The organism is Pseudomonas umsongensis (assembly GCF_002236105.1).
Taxonomy (GTDB): Bacteria; Pseudomonadota; Gammaproteobacteria; order Pseudomonadales; family Pseudomonadaceae; genus Aquipseudomonas; species Aquipseudomonas umsongensis.
Window position 1 is genome coordinate 1145494 of record NZ_NIWU01000002.1, and the last position, 25983, is coordinate 1171476.

Genomic DNA, 25983 nt, shown 5'->3' on the forward strand with positions numbered 1-25983 from the left:
TGGAAAAATGCCTCGGTCAGTACGTGCCGACCGCGGTCAAAAAGAGGTGTTGCAGTAGCGCAATGATACGCCTGTCGCTCTAGCTCAAGGGTGCGACCTTTGGTCGCGTTGGGGAAAAAACTCGAATGGTGTAGCGAATGTAACAAAACATGATGCAGGTCAATTGACTATAGCTCAACGGTAGAGCACGACCGAACTGTCGGGGGGCGTGGCTTTAGAGCGCAGCGGATGTCCGCTGCGCTCATGAATCACCGCTTAAAGGATATTTCCCCCGCCCAGGCCGTCGAGCCCGCTGCCGGAAAAGTTGGCACGACGCGGCGCAGTTTCCTCAGGTTCAGGTTCTTCGGGTATTTCGCACTCGGTGATGAGGCGCTCGACTGCCGGAACGATTACTTCCTTTGCAGGCTCAGGCATTACCGGACCCCTACAGTCGTCAACGATGTGTTCTTGATCAGACATGGTATGCATTCCTTGTGTAATGACGATTGACTTCCTTGTCCTGGCCAACCCGCTTCATGCTGGTTGCCAGGTCAGTCGACGTTACCCCTGACCGGCCCGCAATCCCATCGAATATAGGTTTCAGATTATGAAACCAGCGCCCATGACAAAACGGCCCCGCCAATTCTCATTGGCGGGGCCGTTCGTTACTGCATCAGGCGTATGCCTTACTGGGCGTCTGCCACTGGAGCCTTCTCGCCATGCGACAGGCTGTAGACGTAAGCGGCCAGCAGGTGAACCTTGTCGTTACCTTGCAGCTGTTCCTGGGCAGGCATCTGGCCCTGGCGTCCGTAACGGATGGTCTGCTGCAGTTGCGCGAAGCTCGAACCGTAGATGAACGCGCCCGGGTGGGTCAGGTTAGGTGCGCCCATCGCTGGGGTACCTTTACCTTCCGGACCGTGGCAAGCCACGCAGTTGGCCGCGAACAGTTTCTGCCCGGCAACCGGGTCAGCCTTGGCGCCTTCCGGCAGCTTGCGGCCATCGAGGTTGGTCAGGACGAAAGCGGCAACGTCCGCTACGCCTTGCTCGCCGATCACATCAGCCCACGCCGGCATCACCGCGTGGCGACCGCCCATGATGGTGGTCTTGATGGTTTCCGCTTCGCCGCCCCAGCGCCAGTCGGCGTCGGTGAGGTTAGGGAAGCCGTAGGCACCCTTGGCGTCGGAGCCGTGGCAGACCGAGCAGTTGGAGGCAAACAGGCGGCCGCCCATTTTCAGCGCTTGAGGGTCCTTGGCGACTTCTTCGATCGGCATGGACGCGAACTTGGCGAAGATCGGACCGAACTTGGCGTCCGAGCGAGCCATTTCCTTTTCCCACTCGTGAACGCCGGTCCAGCCGGTCTGGCCGTTGGCGAACGCGGTCTGCTTTTCGTTATCGAGGTAGTTGTAGCCTGGCAGCAGGCCTTTCCAGTTGCCCAGGCCCGGGTACAGCACCAGGTAACCCAGGGCGAAAATGATGGTGCCCACGAACAGCATGAACCACCATTTCGGCAGGGGGTTGTCGTACTCCTCGATACCGTCGAAGGAGTGGCCAACCGTCTCTTCGGTCGACTCGGTGCGCTGGCCCTTACGGGTCGACAGCAGCAGCCAGGTCAGGGAAAAGATCGTACCGAGACTGAGGACTGTGACATACAGACTCCAGAATGTAGTCATTCTTTGTTACTCCTAGAAGCTTGCTCGACGTGCTTGATGGCTTCGGGATCATCCGCAAAAGGCAGCAAGGTCGCGTCTTCGAACTCCGACTTGCGCTTGGGACTGAACACCCACAACGCCAGACCGATGAAGGCCACCATCACGACAACGGTGCCCAGGCCACGAATCATCCCGATATCCATTTAGATCACCGTTTGCTTTTGATGATGGTGCCCAGGCCTTGCAGATAGGCCACCAGCGCGTCCATTTCGGTTTTGCCCTTCACGGCATCCTTGGCACCGGCGATGTCTTCGTCGGTGTAAGGGACGCCGAGCGCGCGCAAGACTTCCATTTTCTTGGCGGTGTCCTTGCCGTCGAGCTTGTTTTCCACGAGGAACGGGTAGGCCGGCATTTTCGACTCAGGCACCACGTTGCGCGGGTTGTACAAGTGCGCACGCTGCCAGTCATCGGAGTAACGACCGCCGACACGGGCCAGGTCCGGACCGGTACGCTTGGAACCCCACAGGAACGGGTGGTCCCACACGCTCTCGCCGGCGACCGAGTAGTGGCCGTAACGTTCGGTTTCAGCACGGAACGGGCGGATCATCTGCGAGTGGCAGCTGACACAACCGTTGGCGATGTAGACATCCCGGCCTTCCAGTTCAAGGGCAGGGCGGGGCTTCATGCCCTCGACCGGCTTGTTGGTGACATCCTGGAAAAACAGCGGAACGATCTGGGTCAGGCCGCCGACACTGACGGCGATAACCATGAAGAAGGCCAGCAGGCCAATATTCTTCTCGACTGCTTCATGCTTCATCAGTGAGCTCCAACTACAACGATCTGTTCGGCAGCTTTAGCCTCTGCCGGGTGCGAGGCACGTACGGTACGCCATACGTTGTAGGCCATGAACAGCATGCCAGTGGCGAAGAACGCACCGCCCAGGGCGCGAACGATGAAGCCAGGGTGGCTGGCTTGCAGCGCTTCGACGAACGAGTAGGTGAGGGTGCCGTCGTCGTTGATTGCACGCCACATCAGGCCCTGGGTGATGCCGTTGACCCACATCGAAGCGATGTACAGCACGGTACCGATGGTCGCGAGCCAGAAGTGCGTGTTGATCAGGCCGATGCTGTGCATCTGCGCGCGACCGAACAGTTTCGGGATCATGTGGTAGATCGCGCCGATCGAGATCATTGCTACCCAGCCGAGTGCGCCGGCGTGTACGTGGCCGATGGTCCAGTCGGTGTAGTGCGACAGCGAGTTGACGGTCTTGATGGCCATCATCGGGCCTTCGAAGGTCGACATGCCGTAGAACGCCAGGGACACCACCAAAAAGCGCAGGATCGGGTCGGTACGCAGCTTATGCCAGGCGCCCGACAGGGTCATCATGCCGTTGATCATGCCGCCCCAGCTTGGCGCCAGCAGGATGATCGACATGGCCATGCCCAGCGATTGGGCCCAGTCCGGCAGTGCGGTGTAGTGCAGGTGGTGCGGACCGGCCCAGATGTACAGGGTGATCAGCGCCCAGAAGTGCACGATGGACAGGCGATAGGAGTAGATCGGACGCTCGGCCTGTTTCGGCACGAAGTAGTACATCATCCCCAGGAAACCGGTGGTCAGGAAGAAGCCTACGGCGTTGTGGCCGTACCACCACTGGATCATCGCGTCGGTCGCGCCCGAGTAGGCCGAGTAGGACTTGAACAGGCTGACCGGCAGCGACATGTGGTTGACGATGTGCAGCATCGCGGTCACGACGATGAAAGCACCGTAGAACCAGTTGCCCACATAGATGTGCTTGGTCTTGCGCTTGGTGATGGTGCCGAAGAACACCAGGCCGTAGGTAACCCAGACAATGGCCAGCAGAATAGCCAGAGGCCATTCCAGCTCAGCGTATTCCTTGGTGGTGGTGTAACCCAGCGGCAAGGTAACGATGGCGCCGACGATCACCGCTTGCCAACCCCAGAAGGTGAAGGCCGCGAGGCTGTCGGAAATCAGTCGCGTTTGGCAGGTTCGCTGCACGACGTAGTAGGAAGTGGCAAACAGTGCACAACCACCGAAGGCGAAAATCACCAGGTTGGTGTGCAACGGGCGCAGGCGTCCAAAGCTCGTCCACGGCAGGCCGAAGTTCAACTCCGGCCAGACCAGTTGCGAGGCGATGAAGACACCGAGCCCCATGCCAAGGATCCCCCAGACCACCGTCATGATGGCGAACTGGCGGACTACCTTATAGTTATAAGCAGTCGGACTGATTGCTGTGCTCATTCTAAGGTTCCACGGTTTGGGTGTTTTATTAGGATTAAAAATCGGCCGCAAGTATGGAGAAAGCAGGGGGTCATTGCAACGCGCCATGACCTGGGTCAATGCGTTCAAATGCTGATTCTGCGGCCTTTCCATGCGCCGCGTAAGGACAAAAATGGCCTCGGACAAAATGTCGCAGTGAACGGAAAAAGCGAGGGGGTTCAGGTCGCTTGTAACAAGGTGTGTTGAAAAGGCCTGGTCGGCGACCGACGGTATTTGGCTCGACAGCCGGTATCTACCAGCGTTTGCGGCCTGTCAGTCAGTCGACGGGGGCGAACACATCGCGCAAGGATGACCTGGAACCGGCACGGGCCAGTCCGCATCGATCAAGCGTAGACCCGAATGCGGGGATTCGAAAGGAGGACTCAGGAAGGGTGTGACAAAAGGAAGCAGCCTGGAGCGTAAAGCTGCAAGCTTCAAGAGTGATCTCGTCGCTTGCAGCTTCTTGTTTTTACTTTTCGCTTGTTGCTTGAAGCTTGCCGCTCAATTGCTCATTCCCTTTCGAAAGGCTGAACACATAAGCCGCGAGCAGTTGCACTTTATCGTTGCCCAGCAACTCATTCTGCGCCGGCATGTGACCCTGGCGACCGTGGCGGATGGTCTGTTCGAGCTGGGTCAGGCTGGTGCCATAAATGAACCCGGCCGGGTGCGTCAGATTCGGCGCGCCCATGGCTGCGGTGCCCTGGCCGTTTGCCCCGTGACAGGCGGTACAGGTGGTGCTGAAGGCTTGCTGACCGGCTTGCAGGTCGGCCTTGTCGTCCGCCGGCAATGGCAGCCCGGCCAGTTCGTGGCGTACATAGGCAGCAACGTTTTTCACCCCTGCTTCGCCGAGGATTTCACCCCAGGCGGGCATCGCCGCCATGCGCCCACCGAGGATGGTGGCCTTGATGGTGTCGGCGTCGCCGCCCCAGCGCCAGTCACTGTCCGCCAGGTTGGGGAAGCCGAACGCGCCCTTGGCATCCGAGCCGTGGCACACCGAGCAGTTGGAGGCGAACAGGCGCCCACCCATTTTCAGCGCTTGCGGGTCCTTGGCCACTTCTTCCACCGGCATGGCGGCGAATTTGGCGAAGATCGGTCCGAACCGGGCGTCGGCCCTGTCCATTTCCTTTTCCCACTCGTGCACGCCGGTCCAGCCGTTGGCGTAGCCGGGCAGGATGCCTTTCCAGTTGCCCAGGCCGGGATAGAGGATCAGGTAGCCGACGGCAAACACCAGGGTGCCGGCGAACAGCATGAACCACCATTGCGGTAACGGGTTGTCGTACTCCTCGATGCCGTCGAAGCTGTGGCCCATGGTCTGGTCGACGCTGCCCTTGGTTTCGCCCTTGCGGGTGCCGATCAGCAGCCAGGTCAGGCCAATCAGGCTGCCGATGGTCAGTACGCAGATCCACGTACTCCAGAAAGTGGTCATGGCCGGGTGCTCCTTGTGGCGGATTCTTCGGGGGGCTGGGCTTGCGGCTCGTCGGCGAACGGCAGCAGGCGCGCTTCGGCGAATTGCGCGCTGCGCTTGGCGTTGAACACCCACAGCGTCAGGCCGACGAAGGCCACGAACACCACGACGGTGCCTAGGCCGCGGATCATTCCAGTACTCATTTCAACGACCATGACTCACCTCTTGCTCTTGATCGCAGTGCCGAGCACTTGCAGGTAGGCGACCAGCGCATCCATCTCCGACTTGCCCTTGAGCGACTCGACGCTGCCCGCGATGTCCTCGTCGGTGTAGGGCACGCCGAGGGTACGCATGGCACGGAGCTTGGTTTCGGTGTGGCCGCTGTCGACCGCGTTGGCCACCAGCCACGGGTACGCCGGCATCTTCGATTCCGGTACCACGTTGCGCGGGTTGTACAAGTGCGCGCGGTGCCAGTCATCGGAGTAGCGCGCGCCGACCCTCGCCAGGTCCGGGCCCGTGCGTTTCGAGCCCCAGAGGAACGGGTGATCCCAAACGCTTTCACCGGCCACCGAGTAGTGCCCGTAGCGTTCGGTCTCGGCGCGAAACGGGCGGATCATCTGTGAGTGGCAACCCACGCAGCCTTCGCGGATATAGATGTCGCGGCCTTCCAGTTGCAGTGCGGTGTAGGGCTTCATGCCTTCCACCGGTTTGTTGGTCACGTCCTGGAAGAACAACGGGACGATCTGGGTCAGGCCGCCAATGCTCACGGCCAACACCATCAGCAGCATCAGCAGGCCGACGTTTTTCTCGATTGTTTCGTGTTTCATGGCGGACTCCTCAGGCCATCTGCGTGGCAGCGACGGCGTCGGCAGGCTGCGAGGCCCGCACGGTGCGCCAGGTGTTGTAGGCCATCAGCAACATGCCACTCAGGAAGATCGCCCCGCCTACCAGCCGCACGACGAAGCCCGGATGGCTGGCCACCAGGGTTTCGACGAAGGAGTAGGTCAGCGTGCCGTCTTCGTTCACCGCGCGCCACATCAGGCCCTGGGCGATGCCGTTGACCCACATCGAGGCGATGTACAGCACGGTGCCGATGGTGGCGAGCCAGAAGTGCGCGTTGATCAGGCCGATGCTGTGCATCTGCTCGCGTCCGAAGACTTTGGGGATCATGTGGTACAGCGCGCCGATGGAAATCATCGCCACCCAGCCGAGCGCGCCGGCGTGCACGTGGCCGATGGTCCAGTCGGTGTAGTGGGAGAGGGCGTTGACCGTCTTGATCGCCATCATCGGCCCTTCGAAGGTCGACATGCCGTAGAACGCCAGCGATACCACGAGGAAGCGCAGGATCGGATCGCTGCGCAACTTATGCCAGGCACCGGAGAGCGTCATCATGCCGTTGATCATGCCGCCCCAGCTTGGCGCCAGCAGGATCAGCGACATCACCATGCCCAGCGACTGCGCCCAGTCCGGCAAGGCGGTGTAGTGCAGGTGGTGGGGGCCGGCCCAGATGTACAGGGTGATCAGCGCCCAGAAGTGCACGATCGACAGGCGATAGGAATACACCGGGCGCTCGGCCTGTTTCGGCACGAAGTAATACATCATCCCGAGGAAACCGGCGGTGAGGAAAAAGCCCACGGCGTTGTGGCCGTACCACCATTGCACCATCGCATCGGTGGCGCCGGAGTACAGCGAGTAGGACTTGGTGAAGCTGACGGGCAGTTCCATGTTGTTGACGATGTGCAGGATCGCCACGGTGATGATGAACCCGCCGAAGAACCAATTACCGACATAGATGTGCTTGGTCTTGCGCTGCATCACCGTGCCGAAGAACACCACGGCGTAGGCGACCCAGACGATGGTGATCAGGATGTCGATCGGCCATTCCAGCTCGGCGTATTCCTTGGAACTGGTGTAGCCCAACGGCAGGCTGATGGCCGCCAGGACAATCACCAGCTGCCAGCCCCAGAAGCAGAACGCAGCTATTTTCGGCGCAAATAATTGCGTCTGGCAGGTGCGTTGTACCGAATAGAACGAACTGGCGAACAGGGCGCAGCCACCGAACGCGAAGATCACCGCGTTGGTGTGCAGCGGGCGCAGGCGGCCGAAGCTGGTCCAGGGCAAATTGAAGTTGAGTTCGGGCCAGACCAACTGGGCAGCGAGAAAAACCCCGAGCCCCATGCCGACGATGCCCCACACCACCGTCATAATGGCGAATTGGCGGACCACCTTGTAGTTGTAGGCGGTACTGATAGAAGTGTTCATGGTTCCCCATCCACGGTTCAGCCGCTGGCTGCACAAACGGTGCACCCTGCGCCTGGAGTTATAGGCAGACTAAAAGCGAGGCAAGCATGGACAAACAGCACATGGCCGGTATTGACGGGGATCAATGGGCGCAGTGCGTGCGCGAAAAGGGATGGTTGTGGGATGCGGCTTCGGGCAAGGCCTCGGCAACCCTGATCCTGGCCCACGGCGCTGGAGCGCCAATGGACAGCGACTGGATGAACGACATGACCGCACGCCTTGTGGCACAAGGCGTCAACGTATTGCGCTTTGAGTTTCCGTACATGGCGCAGCGGCGTGTCGACGGTAGCAAGCGCCCGCCCAATCCGATGCCAAGGCTGCTGGAGTGCTGGCGCGAGGTGTATGACCAGGTGCGACGCCATGTCACTGGGACGCTGGCCATTGGCGGCAAGTCCATGGGCGGACGGGTCGCCAGCATGCTCGCCGATGAGTTGGGTGCCGATGCGCTGGTGTGCCTGGGTTATCCATTTTATGCCGTGGGTAAACCGGAAAAACCGCGGGTGGAGCATCTGGCGGCGTTGAAGACGCGCACGTTGATCGTGCAGGGCGAGCGGGATGCGTTGGGCAATCGCGAGGCGGTCGAGGGCTACGCGCTGTCACCGAGTATCGAGGTGTTTTGGCTGGTGGCGGGGGATCATGATTTGAAGCCGTTGAAGGCGTCGGGGTTTAGCCATGAGCAGCATCTGGCGTTGGCTGCAAAGCGCGTTGTGGATGTTGTTCGCGCTGTTAGCTGAAGATTGTGAGTTTGAAATGAGTTTTTAGAAAGGCGGGCACAGGGGTGCCACGCCTTCATCACCAGGTCAGGGGATTTTTCGTTCGAAAGAGAACTTGCCTTCGGGCGATTGATGAATGCCCAGGAAGACTGTTTCGAAATAGCCCTCGCTTTGTCGGGTTTTTGGGTCGAGTTTTATATGAACCGTTGCTGAATGCGCAGGGGCGACGTCGAGCTGTCCGTTCCCTTTTGAAAAAGCATGATCAAAGGTCAGTCCACCTGTACCGAGAGTGAAGCTGCGGTCTATGATTTCATCGTCTACATAGGGGATGGAGAAGTCATAAAAAAAGATATCGTTGGTGTCATGAGAGCCGGTCCAACCCTCCCATACCCAGTAAAACTGGCCTGGCCTGCCTTCCCATAGGTATGCACCTGTATCACTTGCCTCAATGAATTCGCCTTCAGCGTTGAAGCGCCACTTGAAGATGTCATTGGTTTTTAGAGAGCGCACTTTTTTTAGGGTTTGCAGTCTGCGTTTGTTGTTCATTGTGAATATCCCATTCCTTGAGGTTGATTGATTAAGGCGTTGCCTTCCAAGGCCAATCTAAGCTCAATTGGAATGGTGGGTAACTGTCAAAAGTGACAGTTGCGAAGCCTGTTAGCGCAGCGACGCCATTCGAAAGATCGGCGCAATGCCAGGGACGCTCCGCGTTCCATCCCGCCGCACCGCAAGATTCAAGGACGAATCCCATGGGCCGAAGCCGTTACTCCATCACTGAGCCTGACAAACCCCACTTCCTCACCTGTACCCTCATGGAATGGCTCCCGCTGTTCATCCGCCCCTATATCGTCGACCACCTGCTGGACTGCTGGCGTTACCAGCAAACCCACCACAGCCTGCAGCTGTTTGGTTATGTGGTCCTCGAAAATCACCTGCACTTCGTTGCCCAGGCTCCTGACCTGGGCAAGTCCCTGAGCCAGTTCAAATCCTATACCGCGAGACAGATCATCAACGACCTGCAAAGCAAGGGGGCGGATAGAGCCCTACAGCGACTGCGCTTCAGCAAGCGGGCGCACAAGCAGGATCGGGTGTACCAGTTGTGGCAGGAAGGCTCGCACGCGGAAATGGTTTTCAGTGAGTCGGTGATGCGCCAGAAACTCGATTACATCCACAACAACCCGGTGAAGCGGGGGTATGTGGACTTGCCGGAGCACTGGCGTTACTCGAGTGCGAGGAACTACGCGGGGTTGGACGGGTTGATCGAGATTCAGCGCTGGTATTGACGTGCACCACTACATACTGCGGCGCGACTGGGACGCGGAGCGTCCCGGGCTGCATTCCCACGCAGAGCGTGGGAACGATCAAGATCAACAGCCTCGCACCCCGATCATTCCCACGCGCAGCAAGGAATGCATCCAAGGACGCTCCGCGTTCCGCCTTTGCGGCCAGAGGGAACGACGCGCCCCCGATCGTTCCCACGCTCCGCGTGGGAATGCATCCAGGGACGCTCCGCGTTCCGCTTTTTGCTGCCCGTGGGAGGGAGGGGCAGGTCAGCGGTTAAACCGCTCCACCAACGAGTACTGGGTATTCGCGGTCTTGGTCAGTTCTTCGCTCAGCAATGCCGAGTTCTGCGCCTGTTCCGAGGTCTGGTCCGCCAGTGCCGAGATGTTGCTGATGTTGCGGCTGATTTCTTCGGCCACGGCGCTTTGCTCTTCGGTCGCGGCGGCGATCTGGGTGGTCATGTCGGTGATGTTGGCCACCGCTTCGCTGATCCCCACCAGGGCCTGGTCCGCTTCCAACACTCGTGCCACACCTTCTTCGGCCTGGCGATGCCCGGCTTCCATGGTCTGCACCGCGGTGCCCGCGGTTTGCTGGAGCTTGGCAATCAGGGCGTGGATCTGCCCGGTGGATTCGCTGGTGCGTTGGGCCAGTTGGCGAACTTCGTCCGCCACTACCGCAAAGCCACGCCCCATCTCGCCGGCGCGCGCCGCTTCGATGGCCGCGTTCAGTGCCAACAGGTTGGTCTGGTCGGCGATGCCTTTGATCACATCGACCACGCCGCCGATTTCATTGCTGTCCTTGGCCAGCTGGGTCACGGTCAGGCCGGTTTCGCCCACCACCACCGACAGGCGCTGAATGGCTTCGCGGGTTTCCCCGGCGATGTCGCGGCCTCGACCGGTCAGGCGGTTGGCCTCCTGGGTGGCGTCGGCGGTGCGCTGTACGTGGCTGGCGACTTCTTGGGTGGTGGCAGCCATCTGGTTGACGGCGGTGGCCACCTGTTCGGTCTCGACGCGTTGGCGTTCAAGGCCGGTGGAGCTGTTGTGTGCCAGGGCGTCGGATTGCTTCGCCTGGTCGGTCAGGTGCTCGGCGGTGTCCTGCAGTCGGGTCAGGCAGGTTTTCAGGCGGGCTTCCTGGCTGAGGATCGACATTTCCAGGCGTGCCTGGGCACCGCGGCTGTCGGTGTACATCTGCGCGATCAGCGGGTCGGACGTGGTCTGCTCGGCCAGGCGCAGCAAACGCTTGATGCCGCGTTGCTGCCAGCCCAGGCCCAAAAGGCCCAGTGGCACCGAAAGAGCGGCCGCCAAGGCAAAGCCCCACTGCGAGTTCAAGGTCGCACCGATCATGAAGCTCAACTGGCTGACCAGAATGAACGGCAACCAGTCCTGCAGGACCGGCATCCATTTATCCGAAGAAGGAACGGCCGACTTGCCCTGGTTGATGCGTTGATAGAGCGCTTCGGCGCGGCGAATCTGTTCGGCGGTGGGCTTGACCCGCACCGACTCGTAACCGATCACCTGATTGCCTTCGAAGATCGGCGTCACATAGGCGTTAACCCAGTAGTGGTCACCGCTCTTGCAGCGATTCTTGACAATGCCCATCCATGGCAAGCCTTGTTTGAGTGTGCCCCACATGTGCGCGAAGACCGCCGCGGGAACGTCGGGGTGACGCACCAGGTTGTGCGGCGCACGGATCAATTCCTCACGGGAAAACCCGCTGATCTCGACAAAATCGTCGTTGCAGTAGGTGATCATGCCCTTGGCATCGGTGGTGGAAATCAACCGTTGCTGAGCCGGAAAGGTCCGTTCGCGTTGTGTAATGGGCTGGTTATTACGCATGGCTTGTTTAATCCGCAAGGCTTTGACAGGTTGTCGGCCGTGCAGCGGCTTTATTGAATTTATTTTTTTTGCCGATCGCCAGGTGTCGATCAAAGCAGCTAGGCGACGACGGGTCGTAATGTAACGGTTTGTAAGGGTTTCCCTCGGAGGGCGCTCAGCGTATGATTTTCCGCCCCCGGCGCTGGCGCTTTAGTGGTTCACCCTGGAAAGGGCACTGGAGTCGATGCCGGGCAGAAAAAGTACTCCTAATAATAAATACAGAGTCACTACCCAACGGAATTTAGCAAGTTTCTCAACGTTATGTTGAACCCATGAGGGCGTTCGACACACCCATCGCACGAAGTGATGGCGGGACCGTTGAGAATATAAAAAGGTGGATTAAGTCATGCGTAAAAAAGTTGCAATTATTGGGGCTTCGTTCCGTTTTCCAGGCTCCACTTCCGCAACTTTTTGGCAGAACCTGCTGGAAGGGCACGACTTCATCACGCAGGTCGACCCGTCCCGCTGGTCCCGAGATGCGTTTTACCACCCCGACAAGGCCAACCCTGGCACCGCCTACACCCTGGCGGCCGGTACGCTGGGCGACATCTCTACCTTCGATGCTGGCTTCTTCAGCATTTCTCCGCGCGAAGCGGCGATCATGGACCCCCAACAGCGCCTGTTGCTGGAGCTGGGCTGGGAAGTGTTCGAGAACGCCGGGGTAAAACCCTCGAGCGTGCGCGGCAGCAATTGCGGTGTGTACCTGGGCATTGCCAGTACCGACTATGCGTATCGCCTGTCCCATGACCTGTCGTTGGTGGATGCCTCGACGGCCACGGGCAACACCTTCAGCATCGCGGCTAATCGCCTGTCGTACTTTTATGACTTGCACGGCCCGAGCATGGCGGTCGATACCGCGTGTTCCTCGTCGCTGGTGGCGTTCCACCAGGCTTGCCAGGCCATCCAAAGCGGCGATATCGACCAGGCACTGGCCGGCGGTATCAGCCTGCACCTGCACCCGTTTGGCTTCCTGATCTTCTCCAAGGCCTCGATGCTGTCGCGCAAAGGGCGCTGCAACGTCTTCGACGAAGCCGGCGACGGTTATGTGCGTTCCGAAGGGGCAGGGCTGTTCTACCTCAAGGATTACGACAAGGCAGTGGCCGATGGCAACCAGATCCTCGCCGTCGTCGCCGGCACTGCGGTCAATACCGACGGGCGCAAATCCGGGCTGACCGTGCCGAGCGCCGACGCGCAGGCGGCCTTGATGACCCAGGCCTACGCCAGTGCCGGGATCTCACCGGCCGACATCGATTACCTGGAAGCCCACGGCACCGGTACACCGGTGGGCGACCCCATCGAAAGCCGGGCCATCGGCCTGGCGCTGGGCCAGGTACGCGGCGCGGACAAGCCGTTGTTGATCGGCTCGGTCAAGAGCAACATCGGTCACCTGGAAGCCGCGTCCGGTGTGGCCGGCTTGATGAAGGCGCTGTACTGCGTCACCGAGCGCCAGGTGCCGGCCACCATCGGCATCAAGAACCTCAACCCGCGTATTCCGTTCGCCGACCTCAACCTAAACGTCGCCACCCGCAACCACGCCCTCAAACCGAGTGGCACGCTGGTGGTGGGGGTCAACTCCTTCGGTTTCGGTGGCGCCAACGCCCACGTCATCCTGCAAAGCCACACGCCGGACGTAACACCGCCGGTTGTCCCGGCAGGCCCGGTGCCGTTGATGGTCACGGCCAAGGACAGCGCCGGCTTGGCGGCCATGGCAGAAAGCATCGCCCAGCACCTGGGCGATCACCCGGCAGACGGTCTGTACGACGTCGCGTACCAGGCAATGCTGCGTCGCGACCTGCATCCGCAGCGCGTGGTGGTGTTCGAGGCCGATCAACAGCAAAGCGCCCAGGCGCTGCTGGATTTCGCCCTTGACCCGGCTGTGTCGGCCTTGAGCTCGGTGGTCGAAAGCGGTCGCGCGCTGGATCAGGCCAAGGGCCCGGTGTTCGTGTACTCCGGCAATGGCTCGCAGTGGCAGGGCATGGGCAAGGCGCTGCTCGCCGATGCGGTGTTCCATGCCGCGGTGACGGAAGTCGATTCAGTGTTCCAGCCACTGTCGGGCTATTCGCTGATAAAGGAACTGGCGGGCGACTACGGCCAGGAGCGTTATCACCTGACCGAACTGGCCCAGCCCGCGCTGTTCGCGCTGCAAGTGGGCGTGACCCGCATGCTGGAAAGCAAAGGCGTGGTGCCGCAGGTGGTGATGGGCCACAGCGTTGGCGAAGTGGCAGCAGCGTGGGCGTGTGGCGCCCTGAGCCTGGTCGATGCAACCCGCGTGATCTACCACCGCAGTCGCCTGCAGGGACTGACCGCCGGTTCCGGGCAGATGTCCGCCGTGGGCCTGTCGGGCAGTGACACCGCCAACCTGCTGCTGGAGCTGGGCCTGGATGACGTGGTCGTCGCCGGCGAAAACAGCTTCAAGGGCGCCACCGTTGCCGGTTCCCTGGCGGGGCTTGAGCGTCTGGAGCAGGCATTGACCGAGCGCCAGGTGTTCGTGCGCCGTCTTGGCCTGGACTACGCCTTCCACTCCCCGGCCATGAACGTCATCGCCGAACAGGTGGTCGAGGCTTTGCGCGATATCGCGCCGCGCGCCAGCACGATCCCGATGTATTCCACGGTCACCGGTGGCTTGCTCGATGGCGAACGCCTGGACGCCGAGTACTGGTGGCAGAACATCCGTTTCCCGGTGCTGTTCCAGTCCGCCAGCGAGACCCTGTGCGAGCAGGGCTACAACGTCTTCGTCGAAGTCGGTCCGCACCCGATCCTGCGCAGCTATGTCAGCGATGCCCTGGCGGCACGCGAGCAACAGGGCGTGGTGATCGCCACGCTCAAGCGCCACGACGACGCGCCGGCAATGGTCACCCGCGCGGTGGCCAAGGTGCTGATCAGTGGCGCCGATACCGACCTGGCGTGCCTGTTCCCGAGCACCGGGCGCTTCGTGCGCCTGCCCAACTATGCCTGGCAGCGCGAGCGCCACTGGCACGGCGACACGCCGGAGTCGGCGCGCACGCTGTACCACGATCGGGTGCATCCGCTGCTGGGTCATGCGGTGCCCGGCCACGAACTGACCTGGGACAATCGCCTGGACACGCAACTGTTCCCGTCCCTTGAAGACCACAAGGTCGGCGATGCCGTGCTGTTCCCCGGCGCCGGTTTCACCGAGCTGGTGCTGGCGGCCGCGCAGTGCTACCAGCCGGGCGAATTCGTCGACATCGAAGAGCTGGAAATCCACAGCCCGCTGGTGCTGCACGCCGAGTCGAGCAAGCGCGTGCGTGTGCAGATCGACAGCAGCGATGGCACCGTGTCGATCGTGTCGCGCAGCACCTCCCAGGAAGAACCCTGGGCCCGCCACGTGGTTGCCCGCCTGCCGGGTGAGGCCCGTGGTGTGCTGCTCAACGAGCCGGCGCCCGTGCTGCCGACCCGTGCCGCGGATTTCACCCGCACTGAACATTTGCAACTGACCACGGCGGTCGGCCTGAACTACGGCCCGGCCTACCAGGCCATCGAAGCCGGCTGGATCGACGGTGACCAGGTGCTGGCGCAACTCAGCCCACCGAGCGTGATTGAGTCGGAGCTGGCGGCCCTGCACCTGCATCCGGCGTTGCTGGACAGCGCGTTCCAGCTGATCACCCAGTTGCTCAGCCGCGATCCGAAGGCGCGTAACGGCCTGGCATTCATTCCGGTGAAACTGGGGCGCATCAACTTCGCCGCGGGCAGCCTGACACCGTGCCTGGCCAAGGTGCGCCTGGTGCGTCGCTCGGAGCACTCGCTGCTGGCGGATTTCACCCTGTTCGACGCCCAGGGCCGTGCCGTGGTGTGCATCAAGGACGCGCGTTTCCGTGCGGTCAAGCTGCACAAGGATCGCAGCGGCGACCTGAAGCTGGTGGATTTCGCCGGTATCGCCAAACCCTATCCATTGGTCGCCCGCGCGCAACCGCAACCGGGTGCGCCCTTGCACAGCGCCCTGGCGCAAAGCCTGGCGTCGGTGAGCGATGAACCGACCCTGATGCGCTACAGCCAGGAAGTCGATCCACTGCTCGACAGCCTGTGCGGCAGTTTCGTGCTGGAGGCCATCGCGTCCCTCGGCGGCCAGCTCAGCGCGGCGCAACGGGCAACCTGGCAGGCTGACGCGCAAGGTTTCTCGGGCTACCTGGACCATCTGCTGCAGCAGGCCCTGGACGACGGCAGCCTGGTTGCCAGCGGCGATAACTGGCAGCTGGTCGATCAGGGCGAGATGCCCAGCGCCCAGGACATCTGGCAGGAACTGTTCCGCAGTTATCCCGAGCATTTCCAGATCATTCACTCGGTGGGCCGTATCGGTATCCACCTGCTGGACCTGGTCAGCGGCGCGGTGCAGATCGAAACACTGCTGCCCCGTGAAACCTCGCCCGCGCAACTGGCCCGTCAGGTGCTGGGCGCCAGCGGCTATCACGCCGTGCTGGACGCGATCACACACCATATCGAACAACGCCTGGCCGTGCTCCCGGCGGGCCAGCGCCTGCGCATCCTCGAGCTCGGCTTCGGCGGTTCGCCTTTCGCCGCGCAACTCTGTGCGCAGCTGGACTTCGACCGAGTCGACTACCAGTACAGCGCCGACGACCTGGACCCGGCCAGCCTGCTGCAAGCCGACTTCCCGGACCTGCGCTTGCTCAGCCTGGGTGACGCCGCGCAACAGCCGACCGTACCGGCCGCGGGCTTCGACCTGGTGCTGGTCGCCTCCGACCTGGCGCCGCTGCAGGCCATCAGCGCAGGACTGACTCATGGCGCGGCGCGCTTGTCGGCCGGTGGCCAGCTGATGTTGTTGGCGCAGCACCCGGCCCGTTGGGCGGATTTCGTCTTCGGCGCGCAACCTTCGTGGTGGCTGGCCGGGCAGGGCCAGGGCAGCTTGTCGGTGCAACAGCGCCCGGGCTTCTGGCAACAGGAACTGCGTCGTCACGGCCTGAGTGTCGGCGAAGCGCTGGAATTGTGCCCGGGCATGTCCAGCGGCAGCTACCTGCTGGTGGGCGCGGCCGCAGCGGCGGCAGCATTCGAGCCGCAACCACTGCCGGCCCAGCGCTGGTTGCTGGTGGCCGATGAGCAGGGCGCGGAACACGCCTTCGCCCAGCAATTGGCCACCGCCCTGCGCGAGCAAGGGCAAAGTATTGACTGGCTGGCGCCGGCGTCGGCCCAGGACCTGGCCGAGCAACTGCGCGCCATGGCGGCGCCCCAGCACGTGCTGTTGCTCAGCGGCCTGTTCGGCAGCCAGGGCCTGGATGACCAGGCGCGGCGCTGCATGCTGGCCGCGGCACTGACCCAGGCCTGCGAGCAGGCGGGCATCAGCCCCGATTGCTGGCTGCTGACCCGAGGTGCGGCAGTGCATTTGCTGCCAGCCGCTGCACAGGTCGCAGGGAGCCTGGCATCCGTTGCCGATGCGGCGTTGTGGGGCTTTGGTCGCACCCTGGCCAACGAAGCCGTGGGTTGCCGCGTGCGTCTGCTGGACCTGGCCGAAGGCGCCGGGGTCGACGCGTTGCTGCCGGCCTTGCTGAATGCCGATGACGAAACCGAACTGGCTATCAGTGCCGAAGGCGATCGTTACGTGGCTCGCCTGCGAGTGCGCCCTGATCAGCTGGATGCCAGCGCCCTGCAACAAACCGCGACCCAGGTCAGCCTCGGCTTCGAACTGCCGGGCCAGTTGCGCAACCTGCGCTGGGAAGCCCACGAGCCGATGGTGCCGAAGGGCGATGAACTGGACATCGCGGTCCAGGCCACCGGCCTGAACTTCCGCGACGTCATGTATGCCCTCGGCCTGTTGTCCGACGAAGCCATCGAGAACGGGTTCTCCGGCCCGACCCTGGGTTTTGAATTCGCCGGTGTCGTGCGCGCCAAGGGTGCGCAGGTCGAAGGTGACTTCCAGCCGGGCGACCGGGTGGTCGGCTTTGGTCCATCGAGCTTCGCCAACCGCCTGGTCACCAATGCCAATGCGGTGGCGCGAATCCCCGAGGGCATGTCCTTCGAGGCGGCGGCGACCATCCCGAGCACCTTCTTCACTGTGTACTACGCGCTGCACCACCTGGCGCGCCTGGAACCAGGCGAGAAAATCCTCATCCACGGTGCCGCCGGTGGTGTCGGCATCGCCGCGATCCAGATCGCCAAATGGTGCGGGGCCGAGATCTACGCCACCGCTGGCAGCGACGAAAAACGCGACTTCCTGCGCTTGCTCGGGGTCGAGCACGTGTTCGATTCGCGCTCGCTGGCGTTTGCCGACGAGATCCTGGCGATCACCGCCGGCCGTGGTGTTGATGTAGTGCTCAATTCCCTGGCGGGCGAGGCTATCAACCGCAACCTGCAAGTGCTCAAGCCATTTGGGCGCTTCCTCGAACTGGGCAAGCGCGACTTCTACCAGAACACCAAGATTGGCCTGCGGCCGTTCCGCAACAACATCAGCTACTTCGGCATCGACGCCGACCAACTGATGAGCGAGCGCCCGGACCTGACCCGCCGCCTGTTCGCCGACATGATGCAGTTGTTCCGCGACGGCATCCTCAGTCCGTTGCCGTACCGTGAATTCGACGCCAACGATGTGGTCGAGTCGTTCCGCTACATGCAGCAGGCGCGGCAGATCGGCAAGATCGTCGTCACCTACCGCACGCCGATCCAACAGGTGTTCCGTGCGCCGCTGGCACAGGCACCGGCCTTGCAACTCGCCGCCGACGGCACCTACCTGGTGACCGGCGGGCTCAGCGGTTTTGGCCTGCGTACCGCGCAATGGCTGGTCGACAAGGGCGCGCGGCACCTGGCATTGCTCGGCCGTCGCGGCGCGGCCACGGAAGAAGCACAACCGGCGCTGGCGGCTTGGCGCGAGCAGGGCATCGAGGTCCAGGCGCTGGCTTGCGACATCACCGACAGCGCCCAGTTGCGCAGCGTGTTGGCCAGTATCGAAGCCTCCAAGGCGCCGCTGCGTGGCGTGGTGCACGCGGCCACCGTGTTTGAAGACGGGCTGGTCCGCAACCTGACCCAGGCGCAATTGCAACGGGTGCTCGAACCCAAGGCCAAGGGCGCGCAGTACCTGCACGAACTGACCGCGCACCTGGCGCTGGACTTCTTCGTGTTGTTCTCTTCGGCGACGACCCTGTTCGGCAATCCGGGGCAGGCCAACTACGTGGCGGCCAACCACTGGCTCGAAGCCCTGGCCCGTCATCGCCTGCTGCAAGGCTTGCCGGCCACGGCGGTGCTGTGGGGGGCGATTGACGATGCCGGGTTCCTGGCGCGCAACCAGGACATCAAGGACGCCCTGCAAAGTCGCATGGGCGGCGCGGCCCTGCAGTCGCAAGCGGCCCTCGACACCCTCGAACGCTTGCTGCTGCAACAGCGCTCCGGATTGGGTGTGCTGGAGCTCGACTGGAAAGCCCTGTCGCGCTTCCTGCCGGCTGCGGGTTCGCCGAAGTTCAGTGAACTGGCGCGGCTGCACAGTGGCGAGCAAGAGGAAGAGAGCAACGTCGATGACATCCAGCGCCTGTTGCTGGAGATGAACGACCAGGAACTCACCGAACTGTTCGCCGAAATGCTCAAGCAGGAAATCAGCGAGATCCTGCGCATGCCGACCAGCAAGCTCGACAGCAACCGACCGCTGCAGGAACTGGGGCTGGACTCGTTGATGAGTGTGGAGCTGGTGGTGGCGGTGGAGGAGCGCTTCGGCATTCGCTTGCCGGTGATGGAGCTGAGCGAAACCTCCAGCATCGCCAAATTGACCGTGCGCATTCTTGAACTGCTGCGCGGCAGCCAGGACGCCGAGGCCGCGCCCGTTGCCGAAGACAACCTGCAGGCGCTGACCCTGGCTCGCCATGGCGCCGAATTGTCTGAAGCTGAGCTGGCCCAGGTCCGCCAGGGCGCGCGCGACCCTGATTCTCAACTATCTCGTTTGATCAATTGACTATGACCTCAAAAAGTTCACCAGGGCTTGGCGCTTCGATGAAAGACAAGCTGATCCAGCAAGCCCTGGAACGGCGCCAGCGGCAAACCGGCGACGGCGCGCCGCCAGCCTCGCTGGCGGACGTGAGCCGCCATGCGCGAGCGGTGCCGGAGCAGTTCTACCGCTTCGATCAGCATCCTGGTTATCAGCAACTGCGGATCATGCATGACGGCGCTGCGCGCTTTGGCCTGGCCAATCCGTTCTTCAAGTTGCATGAAAGCCTGGCGGGCGCCGAAACGACGATCCAGGGGCAGCGCTTCGTCAACTTCGCCAGCTACAACTACCTGGGTTACTCCGGTCATCCGGTGGTTGCCGAGGCGGCCAAGGCGGCCATCGATCACTACGGCACGTCGGTGTCGGCCAGCCGCCTGGTGTCCGGCGACCGGCCGATCCATCGCGAGCTGGAAGCCGAACTGGCTCGCTTGTACGAGGTGGATGACGCCGTGACCTTCGTCAGTGGGCATGCCACCAACGTCACCACCATCGGCTACCTGTTTGGCCCGCGGGACCTGGTGATCCACGACGAACTTATCCACAACAGTGTGCTGCAAGGCATCCAGTTGTCCGGCGCGCGTCGCTTGAGCTTCGCTCACAACGACGTCGAAGCCCTCGATCGTCTGCTGGGCGATCAGCGCCAGCATTTCGAGCGGGTGCTGGTGGTGCTCGAAGGCATCTACAGCATGGATGGCGACTACCCGGACCTGCCGCGTTTCGTCGAGCTGAAGAACAGGCACAAGGTGTTCCTGATGGTCGACGAGGCCCACTCGCTGGGTGTCATGGGGGCCAATGGCAAGGGTATTCGCGAGCACTTCGGCCTGGCGGGCAAAGACGTCGACATCTGGATGGGCACCCTGAGCAAGACCCTGGCCAGCTGCGGCGGTTACATTGCCGGCGAGTCGGCCCTGGTCGAGCACCTGAAGTTCATGGCGCCGGGTTTTCTCTACAGCGTTGGCATGCCGGCCTCGGTGGCGGCGGCGGCACTCGCAGCCGTACGTTGCATGGCCCACGACGCCGAGCGCGTGGCAACCTTGCAGGCCCGCGGCCAGCAGTTCCTTGCCCTGGCCCGCGAGGCGGGGCTGGATACCGGCACCAGTACCGGGCTTGCAGTCATTCCGGTGATCACCGGCAGCTCGGTCAAGGCCACCCAATTGTCCAGCGCCCTGGCCAAACGCGGGATCAACGCCCAGCCGATCCTGCACCCGGCCGTCCCGGAAAAAGCCGCCCGCGTGCGTTTCTTCGTCTCTTGCCTGCACACCCCCGAACAAATCGCCCAGACCGTGGCCATTGTTGCGCAGGAACTGCAGAAGCTGTAACGCTGCACCCCTGCGCTCGCGGCTGTACCCGATCTGCTGTGGGAGCGAGCCTGCTCGCGAAGGCGTCCTGGCAGCCGACCAATTTCTTTCAGGTGTACATATCCATTCCTGCGGTAACGGCCACCCGGGGTTTCGTTTTGACTGTAGGAGCCAGGCTTGCCGGCGAAGGCGTCCTGGCAGGTGATGATTGTCTTTCAGGTGTACATATCCGTTGCTGCGGTAACGGCCACTTAGGGTTTCGCTTTTACTGTAGGAGCCAGGCTTGCCGGCGAAGGCGTTCTGGCAGACGGTGATTGTCTTTCAGGTGTACATATCCGTTCCTGCGGTAATGGCCACTTATGGTTTCGCTTTTACAGCGAGTCACTTGGAAGAGCGGAACGCCGCCCGGCCCCAAGTAACCAAGGGCTCTTGCCCCTGGCGTTCGGTGCCTCGCTAAGGCTCGGCATGCCCTCGCTCCGGTCCTGCTCCGTGGGTCGCCGCGATGGGCCATCCCTGGCCCAGCGTGGCTAAACAGGCGTCCTGCCGGTTTACCCACTGCGCAGAACCTCCACTCGGCCTCTCGAGGGGGCAAGAAAATCAAAAGCCAGATCACAATCAAAAGCAAGGCGGCCGACCGGCCGGCCTGATCGGAAGCCATACGCTTACCCCCTGTAGGAGCGAGCATGCTCGCGATGAGCCTGAGAGCGCCGCGGGGTGTCAGGTGCCCCACGTCATCGTTAACGACCATCGCGGGCTTGCCGGCGAAGGCGTCCTGGCAGGCGATAATTGTCTTTCAGGTGTACATATCCGTTGCTGCGGTAACGGCCACCTAGGGTTTCGTTTTTACTGAAGGAGCCAGGCTTGCCGGCGAAGGCGTCCTGGCAGGTGATGATTGTCTTTCAGGTGTACATATCCGTTGCTGCGGTAACGGCCACTTAGGGTTTCGCTTTTACTGTAGGAGCCAGGCTTGCCGGCGAAGGCGTTCTGGCAGACGGTGATTGTCTTTCAGGTGTACATATCCGTTCCTGCGGTAACGGCCACTTATGGTTTCGCTTTTACAGCGAGTCACTTGGAACAGCCCCAAGTAACCAAGGGCTCTTGCCCCTGGCGTTCGGTGCCTCGCTAATGCTCGGCATGCCCTCGCTCCGGTCCTGCTCCGTGGGTCGCCGCGATGGGCCATCCTTGGCCCAGCGCGGCTAAACCGGCATCCATGCCGGTTTACCCACTGCGCAGAACCTCCACTCGGCCTCTCGAGGGGGCAAGAAAATCAAAAGCCAGATCACAATCAAAAGCGAGGCGGCCTGACAGCCGACCTGATTGCAGGCTTGTCCGCGATCCCCTGTAGGAGCGAGCCTGCTCGCGAAAAACCTGAGGGCACCACGGGGTTTCAGGCACCCCGTATCATCGTTGACGACCATCGTCGGAACGCCGCCCGGAGCATGCTCGCGCCTACAGTGCTCGCCGCACTCCGATCGAGGGGGCAAGAAGATCAAAAGGCAAAGCGAGGTGTCCCGATCGGGAGCCGTACGCACTTCCCTCTGTAGGAGCCGGCTTGCTGGCGAAGGCGGCCTTATAGCCGACCAGCCACTCACGGCTGTACCCAATCCAATGTAGGAGCGAGCATACTCGCGATGAACCAGAGAGCCCCGCGGGCTACCAGGCACCCCGCGTCATCGTTGACGACCATCGCGACGGTGCGACGATTCGACATGCTCGCTCCTACAGTGCTCGCCGCGTACGAACATCCCCTTGAGGTACCGCCGAATCTGTCGATAACGTGCGCAGCTCTCGAGCAAGCCGGCTTTGGGGCGGGCGTTGTGTGCCTGGGCTTGCTGCGGGCTGCAAGGCAAACCACGTATCTGCGCCAGCGGTTGTTCATCCCCGCACGGCAACTCCAACGCATCCGGGCGGATACGCCACAACGGCACGCCATGCGCCTCGGCACGGGCTTGCAGCTCACCCGATTCGCGCGCATGCCACACCAACAGCTTCCCCGTTTCGCGAGCCACCGCCGGGATCAGATCGGCGTTGTCGCGTGCGAACGTCAAGCGACCCCAGCGGCTATTGAGCAACCCACGCAGCGCCGACCGCTCGCGCCGAGGCACGCCAACCACCGTCACGCTACCGGCAAACAGGCTGTCCTGCTGCTTCTGCCGGGCCAGTTGGCGGGCCACGGTCATCACGTCGCAGCGCTGGTCGGTCAGCGGGTCGACGTAACGGCAATAGCGGATATACGCCGCCGCCACCAACTGCTCCAGGGTCGGGCGTGCCTGGCGACGGGGGATGGCCAGGCGGTCATCGGTCAAGCCCCAGCCGGCATAGAACGGCAGTCCGAAACAGGTCACCGGGATGCCCTGGATCAACGCCTCAAGCCCGGCCTGGCTGGTGCCCACATACACCCGTTGGGCCCGGCGCGCCAGGGAAGCCCAGGACACATGGCGACTTTCCAGCACCAGGCCGCGTTCGCGCGCGGCGTCGAGCAGGCAGCTTTTCTTGTGGCCGTTGACGCAGTCCGGGTGAATCCGCACCCGCACATCCGCCTCGGGATTTTCCGCCAGCGCCGCGTCGAGCATGCGGATAAAGTCCGCTTCACACAGCCCGCCACCGGGAATCGAAAAGTCGCCGTAGGTCTGGTCCACCACCAGCACCAACGGCCGCTCACGCCCCAGCGGATCGTCATCGCTCAAGTCCGGCGCATTGTTGTACTTGCCGATGCCGCTGCTGCGCATCAGCGCAATCAACTCCCGCGCGGTGGCCAAATCTGCATCGCTCAAGGTGTGCGGCACCTGCAGGATGTTTTCCAGCAGCGACGGCCGATCGGCCAGGTAGTGAATGCCGATCGGATCGACCACCATCGACATCGGCGTATCGCCTTCCACCCCCAGCGACGAAGAACGCAAGAAGCCGTCCTCCAGCGCCACATAGGGAATCCCCCAGCGCTTGCACAGCACCCGGGCGTGGTCCGACGAGCTTTTGTAGCCGATCCCGGAAATCGCCTTCAACCCCGCCGGCCGCTGTCGACCGCGTCGCCACAACCACTGCGGCGTTCCTTCAGGGTCGAGAAATTCGCCCAGGTGAAAGACTTTCCACATCACCCATTGCGACATGATGCCCACCCAGCCGGGGCCTTCAACCAGGGACTCAAGGGCGACGGGTCGATTCATTTCGAGGGCACTCGTGAAGGGGGCGACAACGTGCGACGCAGATTGATGACAGTGGGAATCGGCACCAGGCGGCTGAGCCAGCTCATGGTGCGTATCGACACAAAGCCGTGGTGGGCATAGAACGTCCGTGCGGCGAGGTTTTTCGCTTGCACTTCCAGCTCGACTTTTTCCTGCCCGCAGCCCAAAGCCTGCTCGCACACGGCCTGCAGCAAGGCACTGGCAACGCCCTGGCGGCGGGCGACTTTGCGCACGCGCAAGCCATACAGGTAAAACCCGTAGTACCACTCGCGACACTCGCTGATCATGAACAACCCATAGCGCAGCGAGCCCCCCAGCCAGCCGAACTCACGCACGAAGGGCGCGGGGCCAGGTGAAAAAGGCCCGCGTCGATGGTGTTTGAACGCCGCGTAACCGATAGCGCCTTCACTGCAATAGGCAATCAACACCCGATCCCAATTGATCCCGTCCGCCAACAGGCGATGACGACATTCTTCATCGCCGAGGATGAACGCCAGCGAGCCGCGCCCCGAGGTGATCCAGCGTGCAATCGCAGGCTCGCGCTCCGAAAGGCTGGAAGCCAGGACGATCTGCACGGGTTCACGCTGCATCGCCTACCGACGCCAGGTGATCGATAAACGCCTTGGCCAAATGCTCGACCCCCATATCCATCGGAGTACTGGCGCTACGCACGCGATTGGACCAGATGAAATACTCGGTATCGCCGTCCGGCTCACCCAGGGCGCCATACACGTCGGGCAGGATCGGCACGTGGTCACCGAAGAAACACAGCCCGGCCGGCGTATCGCGGGCCAGCAAGTGCTCGCGCAACTGGCCGAGCATGCGGTCGGCATTTGCCAGGTGGCGCACATACGGCGCCAGGTCGCGCAGGCCTTCAGCCAGAGGACGGTCGAACCACTGCGCGAGATCAGTCGCCTCGACGTTTTCCAGGTGCAACGGCCCATGGTTCTCCATGGTGATGGCATGGATGTACAACGGCTGCGTGCGACCCGGCGCATCGAGCAATTCGCGGATCTTGTCGGCCACGGCGCAGTCACCGATAAACGGACCGGCCTTCTGCTGCTCGGTGAAGCTGCGCACGTCGATGAACTCGTCGAAGCCCAGCGCCGGCAGCACCTTGTCGCGACCGTAGAAACTGCCCACATAAGGGTGCACGCACACCGTGCGATACCCTCGGCGCTTGAGTTCCAGCGCGACACTGGCAACCCCTTGGCGCGCCAGGTGGCGATAGGGATTGAAGCGATGGACGCCGAGCTGGTCGACCTTGATCCCGGTCAGGAAGGCGAACTCGGTCCGCACCGTATTCGCCCCCCAGGCCGCCACCTGCAAACGGCCCTGGGCCAGCGCTTCACCCCGCAAGGTATCGAACTGTTCGAGGACCTGCCCACGAACGCCGGGCCAAAGCCTGCGCGCATCGAAAAACGATTCGCTCTGCACCGACACCAGGTCCGCCAGGGTGGCATCGGCCATGGGGCGTGCTTCCTCGCCAAGGAACGGCGAGTTCAAAGATGCCAGGGCCACCGGACGGCGAGCGGCAAAAAAGTACGTCCACAAACTGGCCGCCAGGCCCCAGCGACCCAGGTCCAGGCCAGCGTCAAAGGTCGGCTTCAGGGGCTTGAAGCCACCTAGCCAGAGCAACGCCAAACCCCCGAGCAAGGTGCCCGTCGCCACGGCGTGGGCATTGGTGCCGACCGGCTCGAAATACAGCCCGCAGCCCAGGTAGACCACAAACAGCAACGCCAGGCCAATCGCCTTGCCGATGCCGAAAAACGGCAGGTACAGGCGCGGAAAACGCACCGCATCGCTGAAGTATTCGAAGTCGGCGCACACGAAGGGCTCGCGCAGCGAATGATATTTGGCGTTACTCACCAACACGATCAACAGCCACAGGGCTAACACGTTCACCGCGCTGAACCAGGCGCGGCCGGTGATCAGGTACAGCAAGCCGACGGCGAACGCCCAGGCACCGGCGTGCAACAGCCAGGCGCGCAGCGGGCGACGCCAGCCGGGGTAGGGCACCAACAGTCTTTCGAACCCGCACGACAACAGAAAACCGAGCACAACCACCCAGCCAAACGCACTACTCAA

Annotated in this window: 18 protein-coding genes; 4 read left to right on the plus strand and 14 right to left on the minus strand. The window is 62.3% G+C overall.

The window, feature by feature from the left end:
* Positions 1–255: 255 nt before the first annotated feature.
* From PSUM_RS15695 to ccoN (PSUM_RS15735), 9 genes are all read right to left on the minus strand, one after another.
* Positions 256–459, minus strand: coding sequence for a hypothetical protein (locus PSUM_RS15695; RefSeq protein WP_083348512.1), 204 nt, complete (start codon positions 457–459; stop codon positions 256–258).
* A 206-nt stretch (positions 460–665) separates the two neighbouring features.
* Positions 666–1649, minus strand: coding sequence for a cytochrome-c oxidase, cbb3-type subunit III (gene ccoP, locus PSUM_RS15700; RefSeq protein ID WP_083348513.1), 984 nt, complete (start codon positions 1647–1649; stop codon positions 666–668).
* A complete protein-coding gene (locus PSUM_RS15705; RefSeq protein ID WP_003175465.1) occupies positions 1646–1831 on the minus strand; it encodes a CcoQ/FixQ family Cbb3-type cytochrome c oxidase assembly chaperone in 186 nt (61 codons plus the stop codon). The genes ccoP (PSUM_RS15700) and PSUM_RS15705 overlap by 4 nt, the downstream gene beginning before the upstream one ends.
* 5 nt (positions 1832–1836) lie before the next feature.
* Positions 1837–2445, minus strand: coding sequence for a cytochrome-c oxidase, cbb3-type subunit II (gene ccoO / locus PSUM_RS15710; RefSeq protein WP_008057891.1), 609 nt, complete (start codon positions 2443–2445; stop codon positions 1837–1839).
* A complete protein-coding gene (gene ccoN / locus PSUM_RS15715; protein WP_020800668.1) occupies positions 2445–3887 on the minus strand; it encodes a cytochrome-c oxidase, cbb3-type subunit I in 1443 nt (480 codons plus the stop codon). The genes ccoO (PSUM_RS15710) and ccoN (PSUM_RS15715) overlap by 1 nt, the downstream gene beginning before the upstream one ends.
* A 487-nt stretch (positions 3888–4374) precedes the next feature.
* Complete coding sequence (ccoP, locus tag PSUM_RS15720) at positions 4375–5331, minus strand: cytochrome-c oxidase, cbb3-type subunit III (protein ID WP_020800670.1); 957 nt, start codon at positions 5329–5331, stop codon at positions 4375–4377.
* Positions 5328–5525: a cbb3-type cytochrome oxidase subunit 3 gene (locus tag PSUM_RS15725; RefSeq protein ID WP_083348514.1), complete on the minus strand. Its 198-nt coding sequence runs from the start codon at positions 5523–5525 to the stop codon at positions 5328–5330. The genes ccoP (PSUM_RS15720) and PSUM_RS15725 overlap by 4 nt, the downstream gene beginning before the upstream one ends.
* A 3-nt stretch (positions 5526–5528) precedes the next feature.
* On the minus strand, positions 5529–6137 hold the full coding sequence (ccoO, locus tag PSUM_RS15730; RefSeq protein ID WP_033042279.1) for a cytochrome-c oxidase, cbb3-type subunit II: 609 nt from the start codon (positions 6135–6137) through the stop codon (positions 5529–5531).
* Between the two features lie 10 nt (positions 6138–6147).
* Positions 6148–7572 carry a cytochrome-c oxidase, cbb3-type subunit I gene (gene ccoN / locus PSUM_RS15735; RefSeq protein ID WP_083348515.1) on the minus strand — a complete coding sequence of 475 codons (1425 nt, stop codon included), beginning with the start codon at positions 7570–7572 and terminating at the stop codon, positions 6148–6150.
* Between the two features lie 86 nt (positions 7573–7658).
* Here ccoN (PSUM_RS15735) and PSUM_RS15740 point away from each other — a divergent pair, with 86 nt between their 5' ends.
* Positions 7659–8345 (plus strand): alpha/beta family hydrolase, encoded by a 687-nt coding sequence (locus PSUM_RS15740; RefSeq protein ID WP_083348516.1) that lies wholly within the window; start codon positions 7659–7661, stop codon positions 8343–8345.
* A 66-nt stretch (positions 8346–8411) separates the two neighbouring features.
* On the opposite strand, the gene PSUM_RS15745 is transcribed toward PSUM_RS15740, so the two are convergent.
* Positions 8412–8870 (minus strand): hypothetical protein, encoded by a 459-nt coding sequence (locus tag PSUM_RS15745; protein WP_083348517.1) that lies wholly within the window; start codon positions 8868–8870, stop codon positions 8412–8414.
* A 203-nt stretch (positions 8871–9073) separates the two neighbouring features.
* Here PSUM_RS15745 and PSUM_RS15750 point away from each other — a divergent pair, with 203 nt between their 5' ends.
* Positions 9074–9607: an REP-associated tyrosine transposase gene (locus tag PSUM_RS15750; RefSeq protein WP_020800676.1), complete on the plus strand. Its 534-nt coding sequence runs from the start codon at positions 9074–9076 to the stop codon at positions 9605–9607.
* 267 nt (positions 9608–9874) lie between these two features.
* Here the strand turns inward: PSUM_RS15750 and PSUM_RS15755 are convergent, their stop codons facing one another.
* Positions 9875–11440, minus strand: coding sequence for a methyl-accepting chemotaxis protein (locus PSUM_RS15755; protein ID WP_020798776.1), 1566 nt, complete (start codon positions 11438–11440; stop codon positions 9875–9877).
* Between the two features lie 385 nt (positions 11441–11825).
* Here PSUM_RS15755 and PSUM_RS15760 point away from each other — a divergent pair, with 385 nt between their 5' ends.
* Positions 11826–19382 (plus strand): type I polyketide synthase, encoded by a 7557-nt coding sequence (locus PSUM_RS15760; protein ID WP_083348518.1) that lies wholly within the window; start codon positions 11826–11828, stop codon positions 19380–19382.
* A gap of 2 nt (positions 19383–19384) precedes the next feature.
* A complete protein-coding gene (locus PSUM_RS15765) occupies positions 19385–20734 on the plus strand; it encodes an aminotransferase class I/II-fold pyridoxal phosphate-dependent enzyme (RefSeq protein ID WP_083348519.1) in 1350 nt (449 codons plus the stop codon).
* 1649 nt (positions 20735–22383) lie between these two features.
* Here PSUM_RS15765 and PSUM_RS15775 read toward each other — a convergent pair.
* From PSUM_RS15775 to PSUM_RS15785, 3 genes are read right to left on the minus strand one after another with little or no spacing between them, the layout of a single operon-like run.
* Entirely contained in the window at positions 22384–23877 is a 1494-nt protein-coding gene (locus PSUM_RS15775; protein ID WP_083348521.1) for a capsular polysaccharide export protein, LipB/KpsS family, read from the minus strand.
* Positions 23874–24485: a GNAT family N-acetyltransferase gene (locus tag PSUM_RS15780; RefSeq protein ID WP_083348522.1), complete on the minus strand. Its 612-nt coding sequence runs from the start codon at positions 24483–24485 to the stop codon at positions 23874–23876. The genes PSUM_RS15775 and PSUM_RS15780 overlap by 4 nt, the downstream gene beginning before the upstream one ends.
* Entirely contained in the window at positions 24475–25983 is a 1509-nt protein-coding gene (locus PSUM_RS15785) for an LTA synthase family protein (RefSeq protein WP_231989899.1), read from the minus strand. The genes PSUM_RS15780 and PSUM_RS15785 overlap by 11 nt, the downstream gene beginning before the upstream one ends.